This window comes from Kitasatospora sp. NBC_01246 (assembly GCF_036226505.1).
Taxonomy (GTDB): domain Bacteria; phylum Actinomycetota; class Actinomycetes; order Streptomycetales; family Streptomycetaceae; genus Kitasatospora.
Genome location: NZ_CP108484.1, coordinates 2,005,293 through 2,029,468 on the forward strand (window position 1 = coordinate 2,005,293; position 24,176 = coordinate 2,029,468).

At 71.3% G+C, this 24,176-nt stretch carries 24 protein-coding genes; 10 read left to right on the top strand and 14 right to left on the bottom strand.

The genetic code is table 11. The features are described from left to right. Window positions 1-213 precede the first annotated feature (213 nt). From OG618_RS08570 to OG618_RS08590, 5 genes are all read right to left on the bottom strand, one after another. Window positions 214-738, bottom strand: a complete 525-nt coding sequence (locus tag OG618_RS08570) for a DUF6221 family protein (protein ID WP_329486704.1) — start codon at window positions 736-738, stop codon at window positions 214-216. Between the two features lie 16 nt (window positions 739-754). Continuing rightward, window positions 755-1,993: a helix-turn-helix domain-containing protein gene (locus tag OG618_RS08575; protein WP_329486705.1), complete on the bottom strand. Its 1,239-nt coding sequence runs from the start codon at window positions 1,991-1,993 to the stop codon at window positions 755-757. A gap of 92 nt (window positions 1,994-2,085) precedes the next feature. Continuing rightward, entirely contained in the window at window positions 2,086-3,144 is a 1,059-nt protein-coding gene (locus tag OG618_RS08580) for a helix-turn-helix domain-containing protein (RefSeq protein ID WP_442906770.1), read from the bottom strand. A gap of 470 nt (window positions 3,145-3,614) precedes the next feature. After that, on the bottom strand, window positions 3,615-4,013 hold the full coding sequence (locus OG618_RS08585) for a hypothetical protein (RefSeq protein ID WP_329486707.1): 399 nt from the start codon (window positions 4,011-4,013) through the stop codon (window positions 3,615-3,617). A gap of 259 nt (window positions 4,014-4,272) precedes the next feature. Then, window positions 4,273-4,554 carry a hypothetical protein gene (locus OG618_RS08590; protein WP_329486708.1) on the bottom strand — a complete coding sequence of 94 codons (282 nt, stop codon included), beginning with the start codon at window positions 4,552-4,554 and terminating at the stop codon, window positions 4,273-4,275. 93 nt (window positions 4,555-4,647) lie between these two features. Between OG618_RS08590 and OG618_RS08595 the strand changes: the two genes are divergently transcribed. From OG618_RS08595 to OG618_RS08630, 8 genes are all read left to right on the top strand, one after another. Beyond that, entirely contained in the window at window positions 4,648-5,307 is a 660-nt protein-coding gene (locus tag OG618_RS08595; protein WP_329486709.1) for a helix-turn-helix domain-containing protein, read from the top strand. Window positions 5,308-5,317: 10 nt separating this feature from the next. Beyond that, window positions 5,318-6,160: an Arm DNA-binding domain-containing protein gene (locus OG618_RS08600; protein WP_329486710.1), complete on the top strand. Its 843-nt coding sequence runs from the start codon at window positions 5,318-5,320 to the stop codon at window positions 6,158-6,160. A 185-nt stretch (window positions 6,161-6,345) separates the two neighbouring features. Continuing rightward, a complete protein-coding gene (locus OG618_RS08605; protein WP_329486711.1) occupies window positions 6,346-6,927 on the top strand; it encodes a hypothetical protein in 582 nt (193 codons plus the stop codon). A 20-nt stretch (window positions 6,928-6,947) separates the two neighbouring features. Further along, window positions 6,948-7,634 carry a DUF488 family protein, N3 subclade gene (locus OG618_RS08610; RefSeq protein ID WP_329486712.1) on the top strand — a complete coding sequence of 229 codons (687 nt, stop codon included), beginning with the start codon at window positions 6,948-6,950 and terminating at the stop codon, window positions 7,632-7,634. A gap of 89 nt (window positions 7,635-7,723) precedes the next feature. Then, window positions 7,724-8,539 (top strand): hypothetical protein, encoded by an 816-nt coding sequence (locus tag OG618_RS08615; RefSeq protein ID WP_329486713.1) that lies wholly within the window; start codon window positions 7,724-7,726, stop codon window positions 8,537-8,539. A gap of 337 nt (window positions 8,540-8,876) precedes the next feature. Next, on the top strand, window positions 8,877-10,721 hold the full coding sequence (locus OG618_RS08620) for an ATP-dependent nuclease (RefSeq protein WP_329486714.1): 1,845 nt from the start codon (window positions 8,877-8,879) through the stop codon (window positions 10,719-10,721). Continuing rightward, window positions 10,718-12,598, top strand: coding sequence for a UvrD-helicase domain-containing protein (locus tag OG618_RS08625; RefSeq protein ID WP_329486715.1), 1,881 nt, complete (start codon window positions 10,718-10,720; stop codon window positions 12,596-12,598). Before OG618_RS08620 ends, OG618_RS08625 begins: the two co-directional genes overlap by 4 nt. A 139-nt stretch (window positions 12,599-12,737) precedes the next feature. Continuing rightward, entirely contained in the window at window positions 12,738-13,562 is an 825-nt protein-coding gene (locus tag OG618_RS08630) for an HAD-IC family P-type ATPase (protein ID WP_329486716.1), read from the top strand. Window positions 13,563-13,579: 17 nt separating this feature from the next. Here the strand turns inward: OG618_RS08630 and OG618_RS08635 are convergent, their stop codons facing one another. The 4 genes from OG618_RS08635 to rpe all read right to left on the bottom strand — a co-directional run bounded on the left by OG618_RS08635 (window position 13,580) and on the right by rpe (window position 17,124). After that, the gene (locus OG618_RS08635) at window positions 13,580-13,723 is read right to left on the bottom strand and encodes a hypothetical protein (RefSeq protein WP_329486717.1); all 144 of its coding nucleotides are present in this window, start codon (window positions 13,721-13,723) and stop codon (window positions 13,580-13,582) included. A gap of 343 nt (window positions 13,724-14,066) precedes the next feature. Beyond that, the gene (locus OG618_RS08640; RefSeq protein ID WP_329486718.1) at window positions 14,067-15,026 is read right to left on the bottom strand and encodes a pirin family protein; all 960 of its coding nucleotides are present in this window, start codon (window positions 15,024-15,026) and stop codon (window positions 14,067-14,069) included. A gap of 162 nt (window positions 15,027-15,188) precedes the next feature. Beyond that, the gene (locus tag OG618_RS08645) at window positions 15,189-16,319 is read right to left on the bottom strand and encodes an alpha/beta hydrolase (RefSeq protein ID WP_329486719.1); all 1,131 of its coding nucleotides are present in this window, start codon (window positions 16,317-16,319) and stop codon (window positions 15,189-15,191) included. Window positions 16,320-16,440: 121 nt separating this feature from the next. Beyond that, the gene (gene rpe / locus OG618_RS08650) at window positions 16,441-17,124 is read right to left on the bottom strand and encodes a ribulose-phosphate 3-epimerase (protein ID WP_329486720.1); all 684 of its coding nucleotides are present in this window, start codon (window positions 17,122-17,124) and stop codon (window positions 16,441-16,443) included. Between the two features lie 370 nt (window positions 17,125-17,494). On the opposite strand from rpe, the gene OG618_RS08655 reads away from it, so the two are divergent. Further along, entirely contained in the window at window positions 17,495-18,352 is an 858-nt protein-coding gene (locus OG618_RS08655; protein WP_329486721.1) for an SCO6745 family protein, read from the top strand. A 114-nt stretch (window positions 18,353-18,466) separates the two neighbouring features. Here the strand turns inward: OG618_RS08655 and OG618_RS08660 are convergent, their stop codons facing one another. The 5 genes from OG618_RS08660 to OG618_RS08680 all read right to left on the bottom strand — a co-directional run bounded on the left by OG618_RS08660 (window position 18,467) and on the right by OG618_RS08680 (window position 22,366). Next, entirely contained in the window at window positions 18,467-19,201 is a 735-nt protein-coding gene (locus OG618_RS08660) for a C39 family peptidase (RefSeq protein WP_329486722.1), read from the bottom strand. Between the two features lie 104 nt (window positions 19,202-19,305). After that, window positions 19,306-19,869, bottom strand: a complete 564-nt coding sequence (locus tag OG618_RS08665) for a DUF4188 domain-containing protein (RefSeq protein ID WP_329486723.1) — start codon at window positions 19,867-19,869, stop codon at window positions 19,306-19,308. Window positions 19,870-20,000: 131 nt separating this feature from the next. Then, the gene (locus OG618_RS08670) at window positions 20,001-20,603 is read right to left on the bottom strand and encodes a TetR/AcrR family transcriptional regulator (RefSeq protein ID WP_329486725.1); all 603 of its coding nucleotides are present in this window, start codon (window positions 20,601-20,603) and stop codon (window positions 20,001-20,003) included. Between the two features lie 189 nt (window positions 20,604-20,792). Beyond that, window positions 20,793-21,779, bottom strand: a complete 987-nt coding sequence (locus OG618_RS08675; protein WP_329486726.1) for an aldo/keto reductase — start codon at window positions 21,777-21,779, stop codon at window positions 20,793-20,795. Between the two features lie 206 nt (window positions 21,780-21,985). Beyond that, complete coding sequence (locus OG618_RS08680) at window positions 21,986-22,366, bottom strand: winged helix-turn-helix transcriptional regulator (RefSeq protein ID WP_329486727.1); 381 nt, start codon at window positions 22,364-22,366, stop codon at window positions 21,986-21,988. A 230-nt stretch (window positions 22,367-22,596) separates the two neighbouring features. On the opposite strand from OG618_RS08680, the gene OG618_RS08685 reads away from it, so the two are divergent. Further along, complete coding sequence (locus OG618_RS08685; RefSeq protein WP_329486728.1) at window positions 22,597-23,787, top strand: serine hydrolase domain-containing protein; 1,191 nt, start codon at window positions 22,597-22,599, stop codon at window positions 23,785-23,787. Window positions 23,788-24,176 lie beyond the last annotated feature (389 nt).

Here is a 24,176-nt window from a genome sequence, read left to right on the forward strand (position 1 = left end):
CCTCCCTCCGGGCTGCTGGCCGACCCGGACAGTCACCGAAGGTAAGGGAGGGAACACACTGCGGTATTCACGGCTGTGAACTCCGTGTGCCCTGACAGCGACCAGGGGCCCTCCCGGCGGAAGAGCCCCTGGTGGAAGGACGGACGGAGCGGTCGGTCGAGTACGAGTGAACGTGCTCAGCCGAGTACGACTCCAACGTGCCCAGGCGGGCGGTCAGAACTCCCGCAGCGTCCAGGCGGGGTCGAAGTCCGGATGGTGCGGATAGGTCATGGCCAGTGCGCGGACGGCCTCCCGGAGGGCGGCCTTGCGCTCGGAGCCGGCCGGGGCCGCCTCGAACAGGTCGACGATCAGGCGCCGGGAGTCGATGTTGGCCCGTGCCCGATTGGGGTGCCAGGTCTGAAGGTGGTCGGCGACGTGCCTCCAGGTCTGCACGACCTCCACATCGTGGTCGTCGATGACGGTGCCGCTGCGGGCCGGGCGGTGCCGCCAGCCGGTGCCGTCGCCCGAGCTGCCCTCCTCGTCCTCGTCGAGGCGGGCGTGGACGAAGGCGGCGAGCGGGTCGTGGCGGCGGTGCGCGTGCGGGCGGGCTTCAAGCTCCGGCCCGGCCTGGGAGCGGTCCGGCGCGTGCTCGGGGCAGTAGGTCAGCCAGCCGGTCCGCCCGCGCATCAGCGTCCCCTCGCCCGGCTTCACCAACCCCCGGCAGGTCGGGCAGAAGTCCTCGTACTTGTTCGTCGCCACCGGCCAATTGTGCAGCTCAGAACTGCAGGCCCATGCGGTGGGCAAGCCCGCGAAGGTCCCGGGCGGCATGTGAGGGCAGCTGGCGGTCCAGCAGGTCGGAGACGGTGTCGCGGACGAGCGCGTTGGCGTGGATGCGCTGGGGTGCGACGTGCTCGGCGGCCAGCAGGGATGCGACCGCCTCGGTGTCCCGCCCGCGCAGGTGTGCGAGCGAGCGGCCCAGGTCGGCGCGGAACGCGGCCTCCCGGCCCGGGGCGGCCAGGATCTGCGGGCGGACGCCGCCGCCGGCCTCGACGGCCTGACCGTGCAGGCCGAGGTCGGTGTTCAGGCTCACCTTGTGGATGCCGACGTTGGTGGGCCCGAAGTTCAGGTGCCATGCCTTGGTCTCACCGGTGCGGGTGGCCAGGCCGGCGGCCTCTGCGAGGTGCTGGTTGACCTCGCGGGTCCGCTCGGCGCCCGAGCGGCGGACGTCCTGGGTCAGACAGGTGGCCTGGATCAGGTGGAGCTCGCCCAGCAGCGCGTGCGCGGCCGGGTTCATCAGGTGCCGCTCGACCTGGTCGGCGGCCTGCCCGGCTCTGACCAGGGCCTGCGTGGGGCTGCCGGCCGACATCAGCACGTGCGTGTGGAAGAACCCGGACAGCGCGTGGTAGATCGGGTCGTCCAGCTCGGCGATCGCCTCAGCCGCCCGGGTGACCGCGATGAACGCCAGGTCGGTGTAGCCGAGGTTCTTCAGCAGCAGCGTGCAGGCCGGGTGGTAGGCGTCTGCCAGCAGCCGCAGCAGTCCTGCCCGCTGGGCGGAGGCAGCGGTGTCCACTGCGGCGTGCAGATCGCTCAGCAGACGGGGAAGAGCCGCGGCGACCTGCCCGTACTCGCAGGCGTGATAGAGCCGGTTGGCGTCCCTGACCCGCTCAGCCAGCCGGCTGGCCGGACCGGCCGGCGGACCCTGGTCCGGCGGCAGGCCCAGATTCATGCCCATCAGAGCCAGGCGAAGCGCCGGAATCGACTCATGCGCGCTCTCGGTGGACGGGTCAGCAGGTGCGAAGGGCTGCCCTGTCAGCTCGGAGGGAGCGATCTGCAAGGCCTCGGCCAGGGCGGTGATGTGGCCGGTGCGCTCCAGGTGCCGCTGCCCGTTCTCCACCATCGACAGGAAGCTGGCCGACAAGCCCGACAGGCCGGCCAGCGTTCGCAGGCTCATCCCGCGGCGACGGCGGGCCGACCGCAGGCGCTCGCCGATCTGCTGGATCTGCTCTTCGCTCATCGCGCCCCGCCCTCGCAGTCCTGTGGCTCAGCCGTAGCGTAGGGCGACCGGACGGCCCGTCAGGACAGGATTCCCCGAACCGAGTGGTCCAGTCACAGCATTCCGGCCCGGGCAGCGATCCGCCGGACCGCCTCCGCAGCCGCCGGGCTGCCGGTGCGGGCGGGCAACGCGGCCAGCAGCTCGCGGGCGAACGGGTCGAGATGGACCCGCAGCGGCGCCAGCTCCTCGGCAGCGGCGAGGTGGGCAGCCGCCTCCTCGGGGTGGTCGAGCCGGGCGTGAGCCGAGGCGGCGGCCACCATCACCGAGGCTCGCCCGGCCGGCTCCAGGGCGTCCAGATCCGCAGACCGGGCGTGCTCGGCCACTTCGTCCGCCGATCCGCCCTCCGCGGCGACCGCGACCCGGGTGGCCGCGACCACCGAGAGCATCCGGGCGTCCTCCGCCCGCTGGGCCACCTGGTGAAGCAGCCCGTCGGCCGTCTGCCGTCGCCCGGCGGCGGCGTGCGCGAGTGCTTCCAGCAGCGGCAGGTTCCGGTCGCCCCCGGCGGCCTTGGCCCGTTGGGCCCGGGCGAGGGCATACTCCGGCAGGGCCATGTCGATCAGCAGCCGGGCCTCCTCGACGAGGACCGCCACCGGCTCGGGGCCGCCGGGCCGGGCGGTGTGCAGCAGCATCCACGCCAGATCCCGATAGCCCAGGCGCCGCAGCAACCCGGCCGCCGCGACGTGTCCAAGCACTCTGAGATCCGCCGCCCGCTGCCTGCCGGCGGCCGACGGCGCCGCCGCCGCCGCCGCGATGCTGTCGGCCAGGCGGATCGCGCCCGGCAGGGCAAGCGCCAGCGCGTACTCGTCCCCGGCCGCCTCGGCGGCCAGGACCCACGAGGTGCGGGCGTCGAGATCGTCCACCGACCCCGGCAAGGACTCCGGTGCGGATTCGGCGATCTCGCGCCGCAGCTCGAAGGCGACGGCCCGCACCGCCGCGTGCTCGGCACCGGCTGGCGGGTAGGGCTGCCCGGTCAGATCGGTGGGGTCCAGCCGCAGGGCCCCGCTCAGGGCGGCCAGCTCGCCGCGGCGGTCCACCCAATCCCGGCCGTTCTCCAGGACCGCGATGCGGCCTGGCGGGATCTGGGCCCGCGCGGCGAGTTCGCCGACGCTCACTGCCCGTCGTGTGCGCCAGGCGGCCAAACGCCCGCCTATCGGGCTCCGGCCGTCCTGATCGCCGTGTTCGTCGTGCCTCACGGGGCTTGCTCGATCCTCTGCCGTCACGTCCACTGCCAGCCGAAGGCAGGCTCCCTCCGACCAGCGGAGGCCCCCGTGCGAGCGCATGTACCCTTCGCCCGCACCACAGTAATGACCCCGACTCACCTGAAGCGAACGCTCCCGCAGCACGAGACGGGGATCCTTGTGATGCGCGGCCACGATCGACGGCGGACCCCGGCACTCGGCCGATCGTGGATCTGTCCGCCGACGCGCGGACATCAGCACGACGTTCCTGCCTGCGGCCGATCAACGGCCGCAGCTGTTCTGGTGTCACCTCAAAAGCGACACTCCGCCCCAAGAGTGTCGGCCGGGCCGACATCTTGGTCGTCCCAGCCGACACGCTCCTCGGGGACTGGCTGGAGGGGAGGTCAGCGCCGGGTTGGTAGGACCACCACGGTGCCTGCGGCCTCTTCGAGCTGGTGCCGTAGTCTCCGGTTGTCCTCCTCCAGTTCCGCGTTTCTCAGTGCGAGGACCTGGATCTGGTTGGCGTAGGTCGACACGGTGTCCAGGAGCTCCCGCAGCGCAGTGGCGTGCTCGCGGCGAAGCGCGCGTTCGTCCTTGCGTAGGCGTGCCACCTCCGCCCGGAGCTCGTCGGGTTCCGGCCGCCGGGTCTGGGGTGCCTCAAGGATCTCCTTGATGGCCTTGGCCACCGGTGAGCGGCAGTAGGACGCCCGTGAGACTCCGGCCTCGGTGCAGATGTTCACCACCGTGACCGCCCCGTCGGTGATCTCCGGGGTCCCGTGCATCAGCCTCTCGAACGCCTCCATCAGCGACCGGTCAAGGTCCGTCAGCGCAGAGCCGTCCTGCGACAGCTGGACAGCTGCAAGCCCACCACCTCGTCCACCGTGCGGGTGACCACGCGCTCCCCAGCGCGCAGTCTCGATCCGGGCGGGCGGGGATCGGGCCAGCACGTCCTGGTGCCGCTCTTGCGAGTGCGTGCAGGTTCCGCGGTCGACCCGGCGCTCAGATGCCAACTGATTACCGCTCTCATCCTGGCCACCCGCGCGGGCGGCCAGGATGAGCTTTCTATGCACACAACCCGTGCGCTTCTCCTTCTCCGAAGGCTCCGTGGCCCTCGGCCGCCCCGCCGTGACCCGTGACGCCGAGTAGCGCCAGCAGGTCCGCGGTCACGATGCGGTAGGCACTGCCGAGTCGCAGGACGCGGACGGGGTACTCGCCTGCCTTCGCGAGCGCATACCCGGTGGACCGGCCGATCCTCAGCGCGCGGTTGGCCGTGTCGAGGTCGATCGCCACCGGAAGGGCGAGCAGTTCGGGCGCGCTCATGCCGTCAGAGGTGGGTGCCGTCATGATGCTCTCCTGGTCGCTAGACGTGCTGCGGTGATGCCGTCAGTTTGTATCACGGAGTTGCGGCAGCACTTCTTCTGATCGTAAAGTGCATCCATGACCCCAGAGCATTGGTCGACGACCTTCACCACCCGGGTAGCACAGTCCATGCGCGAGGCCCGGAAGGCGGCCGGCCTCACGATGTCGGCGGTCGCGGACGGCTGCGCCGCCCGAGGCCTGCCGGAGATCACCGATCAGACGATCAAGAACTTGGAATCAGGACGTCGGAGCACCATCACGCTCACCGACTTCGCTGTCCTCGCAGACGTGCTCGGGGTGCCACCGATCACCCTGCTGTTCCCTCTAGGTTCCGCCGAGACCGTCGAGGTTCTGCCTGGCCAGGAGGTCTCCACCTGGGATGCGCTCGCCTGGTTCACCGGGGAGACACCGGCCGCGGATCCGGCACCGCCGGGGAGCGCTCGCGACGTGCTGGACACCTTCCGGGCCCACGCCGACCTCGCCGCCGCAGCCAGAGCATCCGCAGCACTGGCAACGGAGCGGCGCCGGGCCGCGAGCACCACACCGGCTCCGGATCGCAAGGCCGCTCTTCTGGAACTGGCCGCTGGTTATGAGGAGTACGCGGGCGCCGACCGCAAGGAGCTGGCCTCCTTCCGGAAGCGGATGCGTGAGCGGGGTCTCATCCCGCCCGTGCTCCCCGACGATCTCTCGGCCGTCGATCAGGCCGAGGACGCAGTACGCACAGAAGACAGCGAATGAAGGAAGCTACATGAAGGAACCCATACGCAAGATCACCCACAAGGATGGGAGCGTTCGGTACCGCCTGGTTGTCGACATCGGCGTCAACGCCAACGGTAAGCGCAAGCAGCTCACCCGGACCTTCAAGACCAAGAACGAGGCGCTCGCCGAACTCTCCCGCATCCGCCACGAACTGGGCGCCGGCACGTTCGTCGCCCCCAGCAAGATGACGCTCAACGGCCTGCTGGACATCTGGCTGAAGAGCGCGACGCGCGACATCGAGGAAGGGACCGCCTCGAACTACGAGAGCGCGATGGTTCCGGTGCGCACCCACAGTGGCGACAAGGAACTCCAGAGCCTCACCGAGGAGGACATCGAGGCCCTGGTCGACTGGATGCTGACGAGCGGCCGGCGTCGCGGCGGAAAGCCGGGGACCGGACTCGGCATCAGGAGCGTGCGGCTTGCGCTGGGCCGTCTGCGTGCCGCCCTGAACCTCGCCGTCCGGCGCGGGCTGATGGTGCGTAACGTCGCCCAGCACGTGACCATCTCCCGTGAGGCCAAGACGAAGGCGGAGGCGGCCAAGCCGAAAAGCGTCCACGCGCGTGCACGGTCCACTTGGGCTGACGGAGGCCCAGGTGATATCTCGGCCAGAAAATGTCCGACTCCGTCCGTAGGCGCTCACCGGCAACCAAAATGGCTGGTCCCAAAGTGGTCCCAAGGCCCGGCAACGGGTCCGGATACGCCGAGTAACCGCACTCCAGCCAACGCTCGCCCCATGCCAATGACTCCGTCTGGGAGAGCGGCCTGCAGGCTCACCTATCGCGGGGCATCCACGGGCAGTCAAAGCCACCTACCCGCCAACTACGTTCCGTGATCTCCGGGGCGGCGTGTCGTCCTGCGCGTGTCATCGCCGACCAGCCTCGGCGGCGCTGCTGGAATCGAGCGGATCCGTGTAAGCGTCGCCTCGGCTGGCGCTCATCGGCGAAGCTGGGACTGAAGCCGGGTTTGCCGGTCCGGTGGCCTCAACCGGCCACCACTGTCTCCGATACGGTCAGCCTCATGACACAGACCTTCGCCGCACCCGCCGATGCCGCTGAAGCCATCATCAGGGAGGTCCTGCAGATCCGGGAAGACGCGCGGCGGCAGGCACACGATGTCAGCCACCACGGTGGTGGAGCCATCCAAGACATGGAACACACACTCAGCGCCATGCGCGAGGACGCGATCCTGCGGTGCCTGGGCCACCTTCTGGGCGTCACGGACAATGCCTCCGTCGACAGCTATGTCATGAACTGGGCTGCAGCGCGTGGAATGGATCTGGGTGAGACGTCGGTGCGCGTTCGGGAGTCACCGAACGCCAGCGAGCTCTACAAGCGGCGCGCACAGGCGCAACTGCTCGACGTACTTCGCGAGACGGGCGACGCCGGCATCCTCAAGACCAAGCTCCTGCCACTGATCGGGGAGGCAGACAGGAGCGCGTGGCGCGGAAGCAGTCAATGGCTCGAGGAGTGGCTCGGCGACGGTACCGTGATCGCTCGGCAGCGCGGTCGCAGCACCATCTACGTACACCGTGACTTCGCCGCCCCCAATGTCGCTCACGGCCTGCACCCGTTCGGGGATGTGGCGACGGACGCCAGCTGACTGCTCGTTAGGACTCCGCCATGTCTGGTCACCCCACCACCGGTAGCTCCGAACGTGCTCGCGCGCACCGTCTGGGCCGCCAGCTGCGAGCACTGCGAGAGGCACACGGCTTGACCCGACCCGAGTTGGCCTCCGCAGCCGGTGTGCCCCTGCGCACACTGTCCCGTCTGGAGACCGAGTGCGTGGCGCAGCCCGGGCTGTTCACCGTCGCGGCGTTGGCGCGGGCCCTGGAGGTGACGGTGGACGAGCTGGTGGCGGTTGCGGGTCCGGTACCGGGCCTGTGGTCCACGGGTTACGAGGGTCGCACGATCGACTCGTTCGTGGCGGCGCTGGTCGATGCGGGTGTGGACGCGGTGGCGGATGTCCGGCTGACGCCGATCAGCCGCAAGCCCGGGTTCAGCAAGTCCCGGCTGAGTGCGGCTCTGGCCGAGGCGGACATCTCCTATCTGCACCTGCGCTCCCTGGGCAATCCGAAGGACAATCGGGCGCCGTTCTGGGACGGCCGCGTCGACGAGGGCCTGGCGGCGTTCGCCGGCGTCCTGGCGGCGGAACCGGCCCGCCGGGAGCTGGAGGAACTGGCTGAGTTGGCCGTCGAGCGTTCGGTGGCGGTGCTGTGCTTCGAGCAGGACGAGAGCCGCTGCCACCGCCAGGCCGTCCTGGCCGAACTGCACCAGCGAACCGCGCTGCCCGTCGCCGCCCTGACCTGATCCGCTTCAACTCCCGGCCCAACAGGCACCCTTGCGCTTTCGGCACCGTGCCCGCCCAATGGTGACAGGAGTCGGACCAGGGGGCTGGCATGTCGGCATCGGGCTGGGAACGAGCACGGATCCTGATCACCGTCAAGACGTATCCCGACGTCTCGCACAAGTACCTGGAGACCTGCTGCGTCGCCGGCATCCGCCTGGACACCGACCCGGTGCGGCATGTGCGGCTCTTCCCCGTCCCGCACCGGCTGCTCGACGAGGAGAAGCAGTTCGGGAAGTACTCCGTCGTCGAGGTCGACGTCCGGCGTCACCATGCCGACCGGAGACCGGAGAGCCTGAGACCCAACCTGGACACCCTCCGGGTCGTCGACACGGTCAGCAGCCGGAACGGCTGGGCCGAGCGCCTCGACATCGCCAGACCGCTGATCCAGCCGTCCCTGTGCGCGATCAAACGTCTCCAGACCGCCGACGGCACCTCCCTCGGGCTCTTCCGTCCCGCGCGCATCGACTCCTTCCGCCTCGCCGACGCCAGCCCCTGGAGCGCGGAGCAGCACGGCATCGTCAACCAGACCGACGTGCTGCACCCCGACCACCGGCCCCTCGAATGGGTTCCCTACGAGTTCCGCTACCGCTTCCGCTGCGAGGACGACGCCTGTCGGGGCCACAACATGGGCCTGCACGACTGGGAAGCCGGCCAGTCGTGGCGCAAGTTCCGCCGCAGCTACCCCTCCGACCGGCTCACCGGCGTCCTGCGTGAGCGATGGTGGACCAGGATGGTCACGCCGGAGCGGGCCACGCACTTCTTCGTCGGCAACATCGCCGCCCGCCCGAGGACGTTCATGCTCCTCGGCGTGTTCAACCCAACGATCGCCGCCCTCACCGCCCCCCACCAGGACGCGCTCTTCTGAGCGCACACTTCGATCCTTTCATCGGTATCGGACCGCGGGCGTGTGCGGCGGCTCATGGGACCAGCCCCGCCACCGCGGAGCCCGACGGAGGCGGCGTGGTCCTGCTCAGCCAGCATCGTGCTCCAGCTCAATCAGACCGGCGCAAAGCCTGCTGGATCACCAGCATCGCCCGGAGGCGGGTACGTGCTCACCAGGCCGATCGGCGGACTGGTTGCCCACGTTTCAACATGGTTACTTCGTTGCGTCGCGGAGAGCGGCCGTCCTAGCGTGCCGGTACGGGGAGTGGCGGCTGCCTCGGCAGCCAGAGGACGTTAGAGGGTTCATGTATCTGGCACGCGTGCAGGCCGAGAACTTCCGTATCTTCGGCGGGCCTGCTACCGACTCGGATCCCGGGTCGGCTCTGGACCTCGCTCTTCAGCCGGGCCTCACCGTTCTGGTTGGAGAGAACGACAGCGGCAAGAGCGCCGTGATCGACGCGATCCGGCTGTGCCTGACGTCGAGCGCCGACTTCACCCGCATCACAGCGGACGACCTCCACTACGGTGCCGGTGGCAGAGCCGACTACCTTCAGATCAGCTGTACGTTCGAAGGCCTCGACGACCAGGAACTCGGCTCCTTCAGCGAGTTCCTGACCGCACTCCCGGGGGAGGCCCCCCGGCTGACCGTGACCCTGCGGGCAGAGCCGTTCGACCCGGATGTGCCCCACCGCATGTCCGTCAGGGTGCGTGCTGGCGAGACCCCGCTCGACGGCGAAGCCCGCGAGCGTCTGCGCGCGACATACCTGCGGCCGCTGCGCGACGCCGAAGGAGAGATGCGGGCAGGCCGCAACTCCCGGCTGTCGCAGATCCTCACCCAGTACCCCGGCATGCACGAGCAGCGGGAGGACGACTTCGACTCCGCCGAGGACAGCGCCGGCACCTTGGTGGGCATCCTGCAGCGCGCCGACCACCACATCAATGCCAACGCCCTGGTGCAGAAAGCCCGGGACGAGCTCAACAGCGGATACCTGAACAGGTTCGCCATCGGCCAGGACACCCTCTCCGGCGCGATCAGCATCGCCACGACCGCATCGCTCCAAAGCGTCCTTGAGCGCCTCGAGCTGGCCTTCGCACCCGACCCCGGCCTCACCGAGTCGACCCGTCACGGCCTCGGCTACAACAACGCCCTGTTCATGGCCGCCGAACTCCTCCTGCTGGGCCGGGAAAGCACCTCCCCCATCCTCCTCATCGAGGAGCCCGAGGCTCACATGCACCCGCAGCTGCAGACCCGCGTCGTCGACCTGCTCCAGGACCGCAGCCGGGGCGAGTCCCCCGTCCAGATCATCGCCACCACGCACAGCCCGCACATCGCCTCCAGTGTGCCGGTGGAGCACCTGACCCTCGTGGCGTGGGGCCGGACGTTCCCTCTCCGGCCGAAATGCACCCACCTCGACTCCGCGGACTACGCGTTCCTCAGCCGGTTCCTGGACGCCACCAAGGCGAACCTCTTCTTCGCCCGAGCCGTCGCCATGGTCGAGGGAGATGCGGAGGTCCTGCTCCTCCCCGCACTCGCCCGTGTCGCCGGCCACTCATTCGCCGAGAACGGCGTCAGCATCGTGAATGTCGGCAGCACCGGTCTGTTCCGCTATTCCCGGATCTTCCAGCGCAAGGACTCCACCCTGCCGCCGGTACGCGTGGCCTGCATCACGGACATGGACCTGGCTCCCGATGGAGCCGACAAGGAAATGGCCAAGGAGCTCACGCGGTGGAGCAGCCTCACCGCGGCGGAGCGGAGCGAACGCATCGTCAATAAGCAGAAGCGCGACGGCGGGGCCGTCCGGACCTTCGTGTCGAACTGGTGGACCCTCGAATACGACTTGGCTCGCGCCTCATGGCCGATGGCGACGCTGATGCACCAGGCGATCAGCGCGGCCAAGCGCTCCAAGTGGCCTAAGGCGGAGGACCTCGTGGGAATCGAGGAGATCGCGGCCATGGAGGTGAAGAAGTGGCGGGAGGACGATCGCCTCTCGCTGGAGGAGTGCGCGCTCAGGATCTACCGTCCGCTGCGCGTGGGAAACACCAGTAAGCCGATCGCGGCCCAGCACGCTGCCCGCCTACTGGAGACATCCGGTATCGCTCCCGAGGACCTGCCGGGCTACCTGGTGGAGGCGATCGGCTACCTGCGCGGGAGTGCCCGGTCGTGACGCTGCCCCTGTCCACCACCGCCCTGGACCGTGAAAGCATCGAAGCCAAAGCCCGGAGCATGGGCCTCGCCCTGACGTCTCCCGAGCAGTTCGCGTTCCTGGAAGCCCGCGGCCCACTGCACCTGCAGGCGGCCCCCGGCTCGGGCAAGACCACCCTCGTCGCTCTGAAACTCGCACTGGTGGCGGACGACTGGTCGTCCGACCGCCAGGGCATCTGCGTCCTGTCCCACACCAACACAGCCACCCAGGAGATCGCGAGCCGACTGACCGGACGGGCACGGCGGTTGGAGCACTACCCGCACTTCGTCGGGACGTTCCAGAGCTTCGTCCACACCTTCCTCGCTCTGCCGGCCCTGCGTTCGTTGAAGGTCGCCACCCGAGCCGTCGACGACCAGGCCTTCGCCGCCCAGGCCCGCAGACTTCTGGATCTGGGCCCGTTCACGACGCTGAGGGCCTACCTGAAACGGCGGAGTGACGGGCTGAAGATGGTCACCGAAGCCACGTACGTCTTCGACCCCGCCGAGCCGGAACTGCAGGTCCGGGTCGACAACCTCAAGCGCGGCACCGCCAGCTACAAGCAGCTGATGAAACTGAAGGAGCACCTTTTCCTGCGTGGTGTCTTCCGCTACGCCGACATGTACGCGATCGCCACCCGGCACCTGCACCAGCACCCCCGCCTGGCCGCCGGCCTGCGCTCCCGGTTCCCGTTCGTCCTGATCGACGAGATGCAGGACACCGGTGAGGAACAGCGCCGCCTGTTGGAAGCGGTGTTCAAGGACGGCACCGTCGTGCAGTGTGTAGGAGACGTCAACCAGCGCATCCTCAGTGCAGATGGTGTCGGACCTGCGGCAGGGAGCTTCCTGTACGAGGAGGCGATGGAGCTCCCGGTTAGCCTGCGCTTCGGCGCGGGGCCCGCGAGAGTGGCGAGCAGACTCGCGGTTCACCGCCCGCAGGAGATCCGCGGCCACGGCCCCGAGAGCGCTCTCGCCCTCATCACCTTCACCAAGGACAGCATCGTCCGGGTCCTGCCAGCTTTCGACGAACTCGTCCGACGAACGGTGCCGCCCGAAGCCGTCGCCGCGCACCCGCCGAAGGTCCTCGGCGCTCGCGAGAGCCCTGGAACCTCACAGCTCTTCCCCCGCGCGGTCGGCTGCTACCTGCCCCAGCCGGATACCGGGACGGCGGTGGAGGTGAGTCGGCTACTGCAGGCCTACCGGCGTGCCAGGGCGGTCCTGCTGCACACCGGCCAGGTCGGCTCAGCGGTCACTGTTCTGTGGGGAGCCGTCCGCGCTCTCCTCTGGGAGTTGCAGGCACCGACCACTCCCCCGACTCTTCCGGATAGTCTGCCGCCGTTCCCCCAACTCGACCGCAGACCAGGCACACCGGGCCACCATCTGCGAGTGCTCCTGGTCAAGGCACTGCACAACGACTGCGACACCCCTGCCGCCTGGGAGGACTTCGTCAACCGCCTCGGGAGTCTGGTGCGGGAGGCCGTCGGCGCACCCGTCCCGATGGACAGAGCCACCTATGCCTTCTGGCTATCCCACACGCCGCTGCCGCAGGCCTCGGAAGAAACTCTCCCATCGATGCTCACAGCTACCGTCGCGAGCGCGAAGGGCGAGACGCACTGCGCGACCCTCGTCCTCGAATGCGCCACCAAGCACGGGAGGAGCCACGATCTCGGCATCCTGCTCCCCGTGATCACCGGAGCGACTCCCGTCGGGAACCTCAATGCCACCGATCGGCATGCCGCGATGACCACCTTCGTCGCAGCCACACGCGCCAGGCACCTGCTCGCGCTCGCCGTTCACGAGGGCCGCGCAAACCCCCACCTCGACGCCTTGGCGCGCGACGGCTGGTCCATAGTCAGCCTCTGAGCGGGCGTGCGGTTCAGCGTGAGACCTGTCCGGGGGCAACAGCGGAGTGGAGTATCGCCGTGCCTGATGGGAAGCCAGGTCGAAGCTCCCATCCCCTGCAGGGTTGATGGTGATAACGGCGGCCTCCGCCAGAATCATCGTGCCCGCCGACCGGTTCCCCATCCGCGCGCGAGGCCGAGATATATGGGGCGCCGAACTCGACGGCACCCGCCTCCTGGTGGGCAGCCCGGCGCTGCTACGCCGGCACGGGGTCGACCTCCCCGAGCAGGCCGCGCTCTGGACCGAGCAGTTGCGCGCCCACGGCGAGACCGTCATCTGCCTCGCCCACGACGAAGACCTGATCGGCATGCTCGGCGTCTCCGACGCCGTGCGTGCTGAGGCCTACACCGTCGTGCGCCAGCTCCAGGACCTCGGTGTCACCCGCATCCTGCTGCTCACCGGCGACGCCCCCGAGACCGCCCAGGTCGTCGCCGACACCCTCGGCATCACCGAGGTGCACGCCCACGCCCTGCCCGAGGCCAAGCTCCAGATCGTCCGCGACCTCCAGACGGAGGGCCACCTGGTCGCGATGGTCGGCGACGGCACCAACGACGCCCCCACCCTGGCACTGGCCGATGTCGGCATCACCATGGGCGAGCACTCCTCCCATGTCGCTCTGGAGGCTGCCCACATCGCCCTCGCCACCAACGACCTGCGCCAAGTGCCCGCCGTAGTGGAGCTGAGCCGCCACACCCTGCGCGTGGTCCGCCAGAACTACGGCCTCGCCACCGGCGTCAACCTCGTCGGCCTGCTCGCCAGCGCCAGCGGCTCCCTCAACCCCGTCCTTGCCGCCCTACTCCATAACACCAGCAGCATCGCCGTCGTCGGCAACTCCGTCCGCCTCGTCAACCACCGGCCCCACCTCCCCAGTGCCCCTGGGCCCGTCCGCCACGCCGCCCCGCTGGAGGACCGTCGGGTGCGCTGAGCCGGGCCCGGCCGCCGTCAGATCCGGTTGCCACGACCGTCGCGTCGACGGCGCCGACGCCCGTGCCGCGGAAGGCCCGAGCCGGCCAGGGGCGCGGAGTCGGGGTGGTCGGCTGCGGCGATCAGGGCGGCGAGACCGGTGGTGACCGGCACCGCGGCCATCGCCTTCGCACTCCTGCACTGACTGAAACCTCCGGCCCGGCCCACCACATGCGACATGCCACCAGCGTCATGACAGAGCGTGACCGACCCGCCCGACGACGCCCTCGCTTCGGATGCGCCATATTGCCTGACGATCAGTCAGATAAGTCAGCAAAAGGTCAGCATCGATCCGATTAGACGCTGCCAAACGCACCCACAGATGGGAATGGCCGCGCTTCGCAGATGCCCTGCCGGACGACCCGGACAGCCGACCACCGACCGGTCCAACAGGTGGCTCCATCTCCAACCCTCCGCTCACCGGAGGACTGCGATGCCGACACCCGCGATCAGGAATACCCGCAGGTCAGCGCACTCGACCACGCGGCTTCAGTTGAAGTGTCGGCAGCTCTGGAGCGCGCAGACGAGCACCGTCGTAACCGTGCACTTCACCGAAACGAGAGGTCTTCTCCCAGTCGTTTCGTGCCTGTACGATCTCATCACTGGATCGGCCGATGAAGTTCCACCACATGACCAGCTTCTCCTCGAACGGCTCGCCGCCGAGGAGGAGGACGGCGGCGTCGGTGCGGGCCAGGAGGGGGAGTTCGCGGCGGTCGGTGCCGAGGTAGAGCATGGAGCCCGGTTCGACGCGGACGCCGTCGACGTCGACGCTGCCGGACATGGCGAGCACGGCGTACTCGAAGCCGGGCTCCAGGGGGAGCTTGAGGTCGGCGCCCTCGGTCAGGGCGAGGTCCGCGCCGACCAGGGGGGTGTAGGCGGTGCCGGGGGAGGTCGCGGTGTCGAGGCTGCCCAGGATGACGGTGCCGCGCAGGCCGGGGGCGGTGACGACGGGCAGGTCGGCGTGGTGCTCGAAGGCGGGGGCGGTGTGCCGGTGGGCGTCCGGGAGGGCGACCCAGAGCTGGGCGCCCTCCAGGAAGCGGGCGTGCGCGCGCGGGGACTCCTCGGAGTGGGAGATCGCACGGCCGGAGGTCATCAGGCCCAGCTCGTAGGGGCGGACGGTCTGCAGGCTGCCGAGGCTGTCGCGGTGCAGGACCTCGCCCTGGTGGAGCCAGCTGACCGTCTGCAGGCCCATGTGCGGGTGCGGCGGGACCTGCATGCCGGGCTCGTCGGCGATGTCGTCCGGGCCGTAGTGGTCGACGAAGCACCAGGCGCCGACCATCCGGCGGCCGAGGTTGGGCAGCAGGCGGCGCACGACGGTGCTCTCACCCAGCGGGACCTGGCGTCCGGTCAGCAGTTCGCGGACCGGTCCGGCGCCGGACTCGCCGCCGCAGGGGGTCGGAGCGGGCTTCTGGTCGAGGTTGCTCATGTCGCGGATCCACCACCGTACGGGTCGGGGCCGGCCGGGGCCGTGCGGTCCGGGCCGGAGGGGCGTCGACAATGATCATCCACCATGCGGGGACGGCGCTCCACCCACTCCGGACGGCCGGCCACCCGGTGAGCCGATCAGCCGGCCACCCGCCCCGCCCCGTCAGCCGGCGCCGCGGCCCGCCAGCGCGCGGCCGAGGAAGGCGACCGCGTCCGGCAGGACCTTGCGCCAGTACGCCGCGTCGTGGACCCCGGGGGTGAAGCGGGCCTGGACGGTGTCGCCGGCCAGTTTGCGGGCCGCGTCGCAGAACGGGTCCTCGGTGCCGCACCAGACGCCGATCGGGCGGCCGTGCGGCTGGTCCTGGTGGAGCAGCGGCTCGTTCTCGCGCCAGTCGGCCTCGTCCTTGAAGACGCCCACCGCCTTGGCGTCGCCCCAGCTGCGGAACAGCGCCGGACTGAGCACCGCGACCGGGCCGAAGCCGGCGCCCCGGTTGCGGGCGTAGCGGAGCGAGCCGAAGCCGCCCATGGATATGCCCATCGCCGCGTCGGGCGCGCGCAGCCCCTGCTTGGCGAGCCAGCCCGGCAGCTCCTCCAGCAGCATCTTCTGCGGGTCGTCGCCGGACGGCGTGCGCCGCCAGTAGGTGGCGTCGCCGCCGTCGACGGCGACCACCGCGAACGGGGGGACGCCGGCCGCGATGGCGGCGACCAGGATCTGCGGCAGTCCGAGGTCGGTCCACGCCTGGGCGGTGGCGCCGCGCCCGTGCAGGGCGACGCAGACCGGCAGGTCGGCCGGGCGGGCGATGCCCTCCGGGACGATCGTGATCATCTTCACCGCGGCGCCGTTCCGGGCCGCCGAGTGCTGCTCCTCGCTGCGGAGCGAGGGGACGACGGCCGTGGCGCCGGACGGTGCCGCCGTACCGGTGGGCGCCGTGGCGGGGGTCGTACCGGCGGCGGAGGGCACGCCCGGGCCACCGGAGCCGCCGGACCGGCTGCCCGAGCCGTCCGAACCGCCGGACAGGGCCACCGCGGTACCGGTGCCGACGACGGCGAGGCCGCCTAGGCCGAGGCCCGCCCTGAGCAGCCGGCGCCGCCCGAGCGTGCCGGGGCCGAACGCCCCCGGGCCGAACGAACCCGTGCGGGCCCGGCCGGTCACGCCGATCACGGGCGGCACGGCGGGCGGCGGCGCCATCACGGGCGGCGGCGGGGCGACGGGGGGCGGCGGCACCGGAACGCCGCCCGCCACCCCGACACCCACCGCTCCGGCGTGTCCACTCCCCTGCTGGTCCAGGTCCACGGTTCTCCCCTCCGACAGTCAGCCGGCACTGTACGTCGGGCCCGGCCCGCGGGCCGCACCGTGTCCGTCACAGCTGATCAACAACTCGTCACCGCGGCCCGGGGGCGGTGTCCCCGACGACTCAGTGCTTGCAGGCCCACCAGGAGTCCGCGGTCGCCGCGTCCGCGAGCGCGCGCAGCTTGGCGACGGCCTCGGCCGGGTCCTCCGCGCCGTACACCGCCGAGCCGGCCACGAAGACGTCCGCGCCGGCCTCGGCGCAGCGCTCGATGGTGCTCGCGGAGACCCCGCCGTCCACCTGCAGCCACAGCTCCAGGCCGTGCTTGTCGATCAGCTGCCGGGTGCGGCGGATCTTCGGCAGCATGATGTCCAGGAACGCCTGGCCGCCGAAGCCCGGCTCGACCGTCATGATCAGCAGCATGTCCAGCTCGGGCAGCAGGTCCTCGTACGGCTCGATCGGCGTGGCGGGACGCAGCGCCATGGACGCGCGGGCGCCCTTGGCCCGGATCTCCCGGGCGAGCCGGACGGGCGCGGCCGCGGCCTCGACGTGGAAGGTGACGGAGCCGGCGCCGGCCTCGACGTACTGCGGGGCCCAGCGGTCCGGCTCCTCGATCATCAGGTGGCAGTCGAGCGGCGTGCCGGTGGCCCGGGCGAGGGCCTCGACCACCGGGACGCCCAGGGTCAGGTTGGGCACGAAGTGGTTGTCCATCACGTCGACGTGCAGCCAGTCCGAACCCCTGACGGCCTCGGCCTCGTCGGCGAGCCTGGCGAAGTCCGCGGACAGGATGCTGGGGTTGATCTGCGCCATTTCCGATGCTTCGCTTCCTACGAGGGTTCCCGGCGCCCGAAACGGCCACCTCGCCCCATCATCTCGCGGGGAGCGGGCGGGAACTGAACGGCGAACCCTCCCCGTGACCCGCATCACACCCGCTCGGGGGTTAACGCGAGCGCCGCCGTGGTCATCAGCCCTGTGAAACCCGTCGTTCGCACCTCCGGCCGCCCTCGTTCCCGCCCCTCTTCCGCCACACATCCTCCGCGGAGCCCGCACCGGAAATCCCCCCGCGGACCCCTGCCCGCTCCGCGGAACCACCCCCTCCCAGCTCCCTCACGCAGTCGCGGAACCACCCCCTCCCACCCCCTCACGCACTCTCCGTGCTCACTCCGAGGAAGGTCCTCCGTTGGCCGATCTGGTCCATCCCGCCCGGGCCCTGTGGTGGCTCTTCGAGCCGGTGCACGCCGTCACCTACTTCTCCCCCGAGGGCCGCGCGGCGTTCGAGGAGGCCGGACTGCGCGGCGGCTGGCGCGGCTACTTCGCCGGGCGGGCGGCGCCGCTGGGCGCGGTCGACGCACCGCCGGTGGTCGCCGCGTTCTTCAACTTCGCGCCCTCGATGGTGGAACGCGCCCTGCCGGACGTCTGGAAGCGGGCGGATCCGGACAGCGCCCTGGCGGCCCGGGTCGCGGGCGCCTCGGCGGCGCTCGCCCGGCTGCTGGAGCACGTGGAGCCGGAACAGGTCGAACGGGTGGCCGACCTGCTGGAGCGGGCCGTCGACCGGCTGGACTGCGCGGGCCGGGTGCTGGCCGCCGCCAACGCCGCCGTCCCCCGCCCGGCCGGCCTGTACGGACGGCTCTGGCAGGCCGCCACCGTCATGCGCGAGCACCGCGGCGACGGCCATGTCGCGGCGCTGGTCTCCGCCGGGCTGGACGGTTGCGAGGCGCTGGTGGTGCGCTGCGCGCTGGACGTCCGCCGCGAGGTGCTGCAGCCGATGCGCGGCTGGACCGACGAGGAGTGGGCGGCCGCCACCGCCCGTCTGGTGGAACGCGGTTGGCTGACGGAGCGCGGCACGATCACCGAGTGCGGCCGGATCCGTCACCAGTCCCTGGAGGCCGCCACCGACCTGGCCGCCGCCCGGGTGTGGGAGAGCCATCCGCGCACCGAACTCGACCGGCTCGCCGCCGCGCTCACGCCGATCTCGGCGCTCTGTCGCAGTGCGCTGCCCCCGATCAACCCGATCGGCCTGCCGGCCACCACGGCCTGACACCGAGGACCTGATCCGTCGACACCGGACGCCCGGCACCGGCCACTTCGACCGCCGGTGCCGGACGGCCGGGCCGATGGCCGGTTCCCCCCAGCCGCCCGATCCGGCCGCCGCTCAACTCCCCGCGTTCGCCGCCCCCGGAGCCCCCGCCGCGTCCGGAGCCCCCGCCGCGTCCGCCGTCTCCCGCTCTCCCGCCCCGGCCGACCGGCCGTGCGCCGGCGGGCCGAGCACGATCCCGCGCCCTGCGTAGAACCGGTCGAACAGCCGCCAGGGCACGTGCGCGTAGGCCTGCGACTCCCCCGCGAACCCGGACGGGTTGTGGATCACCAGCGCCGTGCCGGTGACGCCCACCGCCAGCACCAGGTGCCCGCCGCGCCGGTGCGGCTCGGGCCCCTCGGGTTCGCGGATCGCGGGGTGCACGGACAGCATCACCAGGCGCCCGGCGGTCACCTCCGCCGCCACCTCGTCGGCCGTCAGCTCCCGCGCCTGCGCGGCCAGTCCCCAGCGCTCCCGCACATACGCGGCGAACGGCGTGTGGATCAGCCCGTGCAGCCGCTCGCCGTCCTGCTCGTACGCACCGGCCGCCAGGCACTCCGCGGCCAGCGGGACCTGCGGCGGCGCCACACCCCACCAGCGGTCGAGCGCCATCCGCAGGCACGCCACTCCGCAGAGCCGCCAGGACCAGTACGCGTAGTCCTCCGGCGTCCGCGCCCCCGACTGCCCCCAGCGCGGGTCGTCCGCCGCGCCCACCGATCCGTCGATGATCTCCTGTACCAGCTCCGGGGATTCCCACTGCGCGTAGTACGGCACCTCGTGCACCACGGCCGCCCGGCCACCGCTCTCCACCATCCCCCGACGCTCTCACGCCGCCCGGCCGCCACGGGCCCGCGACACACACTCGCTCAGGCCGGGGCCCGGGCGACCCGCCGAACCCCCGGGGGTCGCCCGGCCTCCTACTGCGGCGCCGACCCGGACGCCGTCCCGCCCCCGGATGTCTCCCCCGGCTCCTTCTGGCTCCCCGCCGCCGAGCGGTAGGCGAGCCGGTCCGACGCCCGGCGCCCCCGGCTCTCCAACGGAAGCGACCCGTGCGCCCCGGCCAGCCCGAACGGCGGCATGTCGAAGTAGATCGCCTCGTACGACCCCTCCGGCACCATGTACGTCTCGTGCCAGAGCCCCACGTGCCCGCGGACCTTCCCGGCGCGTATCTTGCGGTTCACCATCCCCCACACCTTGTGGTGGAAGGCGTCCGGCGCGGACGCGTAGGCGTACAGCTTCTCCTTGGACTCCCAGTACTGGACGATGTAGTACGTCCGCGGCGAGGCGGTCAGGAGGATGCGGCCGCGCAGGCCGCGCTCCGGCTCCTTGGCCAGGTCGTGGAGCATCCGGAACATCGCCGCCATCACCGGCATCCAGTGGTGGACGGCCCAGAAGCGGTTGATGCGCATCCCGATCAGCAGCACCACGGTGTCCCCGGTGACGGCCGCGGTGGTGTATCCCGGAGTCGGTTTGGCGAACATGTGTGCCCCCAGCTCTCTGCTCCACCTATGTAAGCGGCGATTACATCAGCGAGCGGGAGCCCGGTCAAGGCTCCGCGTGCCCTCAAATCCGCTACTTGGAAGGGTGGTTGATGATCAGAACTGACACTCGGTCAGCTCCGGCCGGCGATCCCCTGGCCGAAGGTGTCCAGCACCTGCACCGCCAGCCCCTCCGCCTTCTCCGGCGGCAGGTACCCGTCCACGATCATCTGCGCGAGCCCGTAGACCAGCGCCTGCCCGGCCAGGCCCACCAGGGCCGGGTCCCCGGGGCGCAGCCGGCCCGCCTCCTGGTCCGCGACGATGAAGCCGGTGAGCGCCTCGTCGATCCCGGCGAGCCGCTCCCGCAGCTCCGGCTGCCGGGCGGCGGTGAACACCCGGGAGCGGACCAGCTCGAACCGGTGCGGGTGATGGATGGTGTAGCGGACGAACCCCAGCCCCATCGCCTTCATCGCGGGGCCCTCGCTCCGCTGGATCTCGGCCAGTTGCCACCGTTCGAAGTCGGCCAGCACCTGGTCCGCCAGCTCGGTCAGCAGCGCCTGCCGGTCGGGGAAGTGCCGGAACGGCGCGCCCGGGGACACGCCCGCCCGCCGTGCCACCTCCCGCATGGTGACCTTCGCCTGCCCCTCCTCGTCCAGCAGCGCGAGCGCCGCCGCGACCAGCGCCGCGGGGAGGGACCCGTGGTGGTAACTACTGCGCTCGGCAGGCCTTTCCGTCATGTCAGCCAGTGTTACCACAGCCCACCGGGGTGACCGGCGGGTACGCCGAAGGCCCGCGGCCCACGCGTGCGCGCCGCGCCGAAGCCCTTCGCGCCGCGCCCGGGACCGGGGCACGGCGCGAAGGGCGCGACGAGCGGGATGAGACGAGAGGGACGGGACGAGTGACACCGCGCCGGAGGCCGGCCCGTCCTACCAGGCGTAGTCCTCCGGGGCGGGGCGGTGGCCGGGGAAGATCTCGTCCAGGCGGTCGAGGGTCTTCTGGTCGAGCTTGAGGTCCAGCGCGGCGACGGCCGCGTCGAGGTGGGCGGCGGTGCGCGGCCCGATGATCGGCGCGGTGACCACGGGGCGGCTGAGCAGCCAGGCGAGGGCGAGGTCGGCCGGGTCGGCGCCGAGTTCGGCGGCGAAGTCCTCATAGGCCTGGATGCGCTCGCGGTTGGCCTCCAGGACCTCGCTCGCGTGGCCCATCGCGCCGCGGACGGCGGCGCCCTCGCGCAGCTTGCGCAGCACGCCGCCGAGCAGACCACTGCGCAGCGGGGACCACGGCAGCAGGCCGAGGCCGTAGTGCTGGAGGGCGGGGACGACCTCCAGCTCGATCGTGCGGTCGATCAGGTTGTAGAGGGACTGCTCGCTGACCAGGCCGAGGAAGTGCCGGGAGCGGGCCGCCTCCTGGGCCTGGGCGATGTGCCAGCCGGCGAAGTTGCTGGACCCGACGTAGATGATCTTGCCCTGGGCGACCAGGACCTCCATCGCCTGCCAGATCTCCTCCCAGGGCGTGTCCCGGTCGATGTGGTGCATCTGGTATAGGTCGATGTGGTCGGTGTTCAGGCGGCGCAGGCTGGCCTCGACGGCGCGGCGGATGGCGAGCGCGGAGAGCCGGCCCTCGTTCGGCCAGTCGCCCATCGGCGCGTACGCCTTGGTGGCGAGCACCGTCCGCTCGCGGCGGCCGCGGCCCTGGGCGAACCATCTGCCGATGATCTCCTCGGTGCGGCCCTTCTGGTTGCCCTCCTCGTCGCGGCCGTAGGAGTTGGCGGTGTCGAAGAAGTTGATGCCCCGCTCGTGGGCGGTGTCCATGATCTGGTGGGCGTCGGACTCCGTGGTGTGCGGGCCGAAGTTCATGGTGCCCAGGCAGAGTCGGGAGACGGTCAGGCCGGTACGGCCGAGATGGGTGAACTCCATGCTGCCCACCATCTGCCGCACCGGCCCCGCTGTCCAGCACATTCCCCCGACCGGATAGCAGGTCCGGCGGGTCCGGCGCCCGGCGGGTCCGGCGGGTCGGCGGGTCCGGCGGGTCCGGCGCCGGTCGAACACCGCACCGGCCGGGACAGTCCGGACCGCACAGTCCGGACGACACAGGCCGGACGACACAGGCCGGACGCAACACCTCAGGCGTCGAAGCGGCTGCGTGCGGTCTCGATGTGGTCGAGGTTGCGGCGGGTCCAGTCGCACATCCGGTGGACGGTGTCGCGCAGGCCGAGGCCCGGCTCGGTGAGGGTGTACTCGACCCGCGGCGGCACCACGGGGAACACCCGCCGCTCCACTAGCCCGTTGCGCTCCAGCATGCGCAGGTTCTGGGTCAGCATCTTGTGGCTGACGCCCTCCACCTCGGCACGCAACTCACTGAACCGCAGGGTGCGTTCACCCACGGCCTCGATGATCAGGAGTGCCCACTTGTTGGCGACGTCCGAGAAGATCTCCCGTGCCAGGGAGTCCGCCCGCCGGAGGTCCGCCTCCTCGGGCGAGTCACCGAACTGCTTGGTCACCATGAGGTTCCCCCGTCACTGGAAAGTGCGTTCTTCCATGTCAGCGCTCACTCTCCTACGGTTCCCGAGTAACCACAAGTGACCAAGGACGGGCGCGGGACCGGGGCGGAGCAGGCCCGTTCCGGCCCCCGCTCCCCCCGTAAATCGTTCGTGGCCGGGCTGCCCCGCGCCGTACCGTGGGCCGGTCGATGATCTTGGCCGCCGGGTGCGGTCGCACACGGAGGGACGGACCGATGCAGCAGCACCAGGGGTGGGCCGACGAAGGGTTCGGGGCGGTCGCCGACGCCTTCGCGCGCAACTACGCCGACTTCCCCGAACTCGGCTCCGCCGTCACGGTGTTCGCCGGCGGCCGCAAGGTCGTCGAGCTGTGGGGCGGCGTCGCGGACGAGCGCACCGGCCGGCCGTGGGAGGCCGGCACCGTCGTCCCGGTCTTCTCCTGTGCCAAGGGCCTCGTGGCGATCTCGGTCCACCTCCTCGCGCAGCAGGGCCTGCTCGACCTCGACGCTCCGGTCAGCCGCTACTGGCCCGAGTTCGCGGGCCCGGACGCCGATCCGAAGCGCACGGGCCGGTACGACAAGGACGCGATCACCTGCCGGATGGTCCTGGGCCACCGGGCCGGGCTCCCGGCCCTGGACGCCGCGCTCTCCTTCGAGGAGATCGCCGCCTGGGCGCCCGTCGTCCGCGCCATCGAGGAGCAGCAGCCGCTCTGGGAGCCGGGTACGACCTTCGAGTACCACGGCCACGTCTTCGGCTTCCTGCTCGGCGAGGTCGTCCGGCGGATCACCGGCCTCACCCCGGGCGCCTTCTTCCGCCGGACCATCGGCGAGCCGCTCGGGCTGTCCGCCTGGCTCGGCCTTCCGCCGTCCGAACTCGGCCGCCTGGCGCGGCTGGTGGAGGCCGAGGGCCGCCGCCCGCTGCCCGGCCCGGAGCACCTGCTGACCCGGATCGTGACGATGAACGGCGCGCTCGTCTTCCCCGGCCTGGACGAGCCGCGCGGGTGGAACGACCCGGCGCTGCACGCCGTCGAGCTGCCGGGGGCGGGCGCCGTCGCCTCCGCGACCGGTCTGGCCGGCCTGTACGCGGCCGCCGTCACCGGCGTCGAGCGCACCACGGGCGGGCGGAGCGAGCGACTGCTCTCCCCGGCGACCGTCACCGACGCCGTCCGTGAACTCTCCTCCGGCGCCGGCTTCCTGGGCTTCGACCTGGGCGCCCGCTGGGGCTCGGGGGTCCTGCTCCCCTCGCCGTCGTTCCGGCCGATGCTCGGCGCCCGCAGCTTCGGCAACGACGGCGCCGGCGGCCAGTTCGCCTTCGGTGACGACGAGTTCGGCATCGGCTTCGCCTACACGGCGAACCGCATGATCGGCCACGGCGACGCGCGGGCCGATCGCCTGGTCGAGGCCGTCCGCGACAGCCTCGGCGACTGACCACCTCACCTTGGCGCGCGGGCCCCGGCGCACGGGGCCCGCGCGGCTGCGCGCCCGTACGCCCCCTTTCGGCCTGACGCGTCCATGACTAGAGTCCCGGGCACACGCCGTCGAACCGTGGAGAGCCCCTCATGTGCAGAAGACCGAGCCCCACCGGAACCGCCGCCGCCACCCCCGGAACGCCCGACACCCGAACCGTCCCCGATGCCCTCGCCGTCCCCGACACTCCCGGTAAGCCCGCCATGCCCGGCACGCCCGACTGACGCCGCCACCCCGCACCTGGCCTCCGCCCCCTCTCCACCGCTGCCCGATCGGGCCGGTATGACGGGGGGTTAGCCCCACCCTCACCTGGGCGGACAGCAGGATCGTCCCGGACGGTCGCCCCTGGA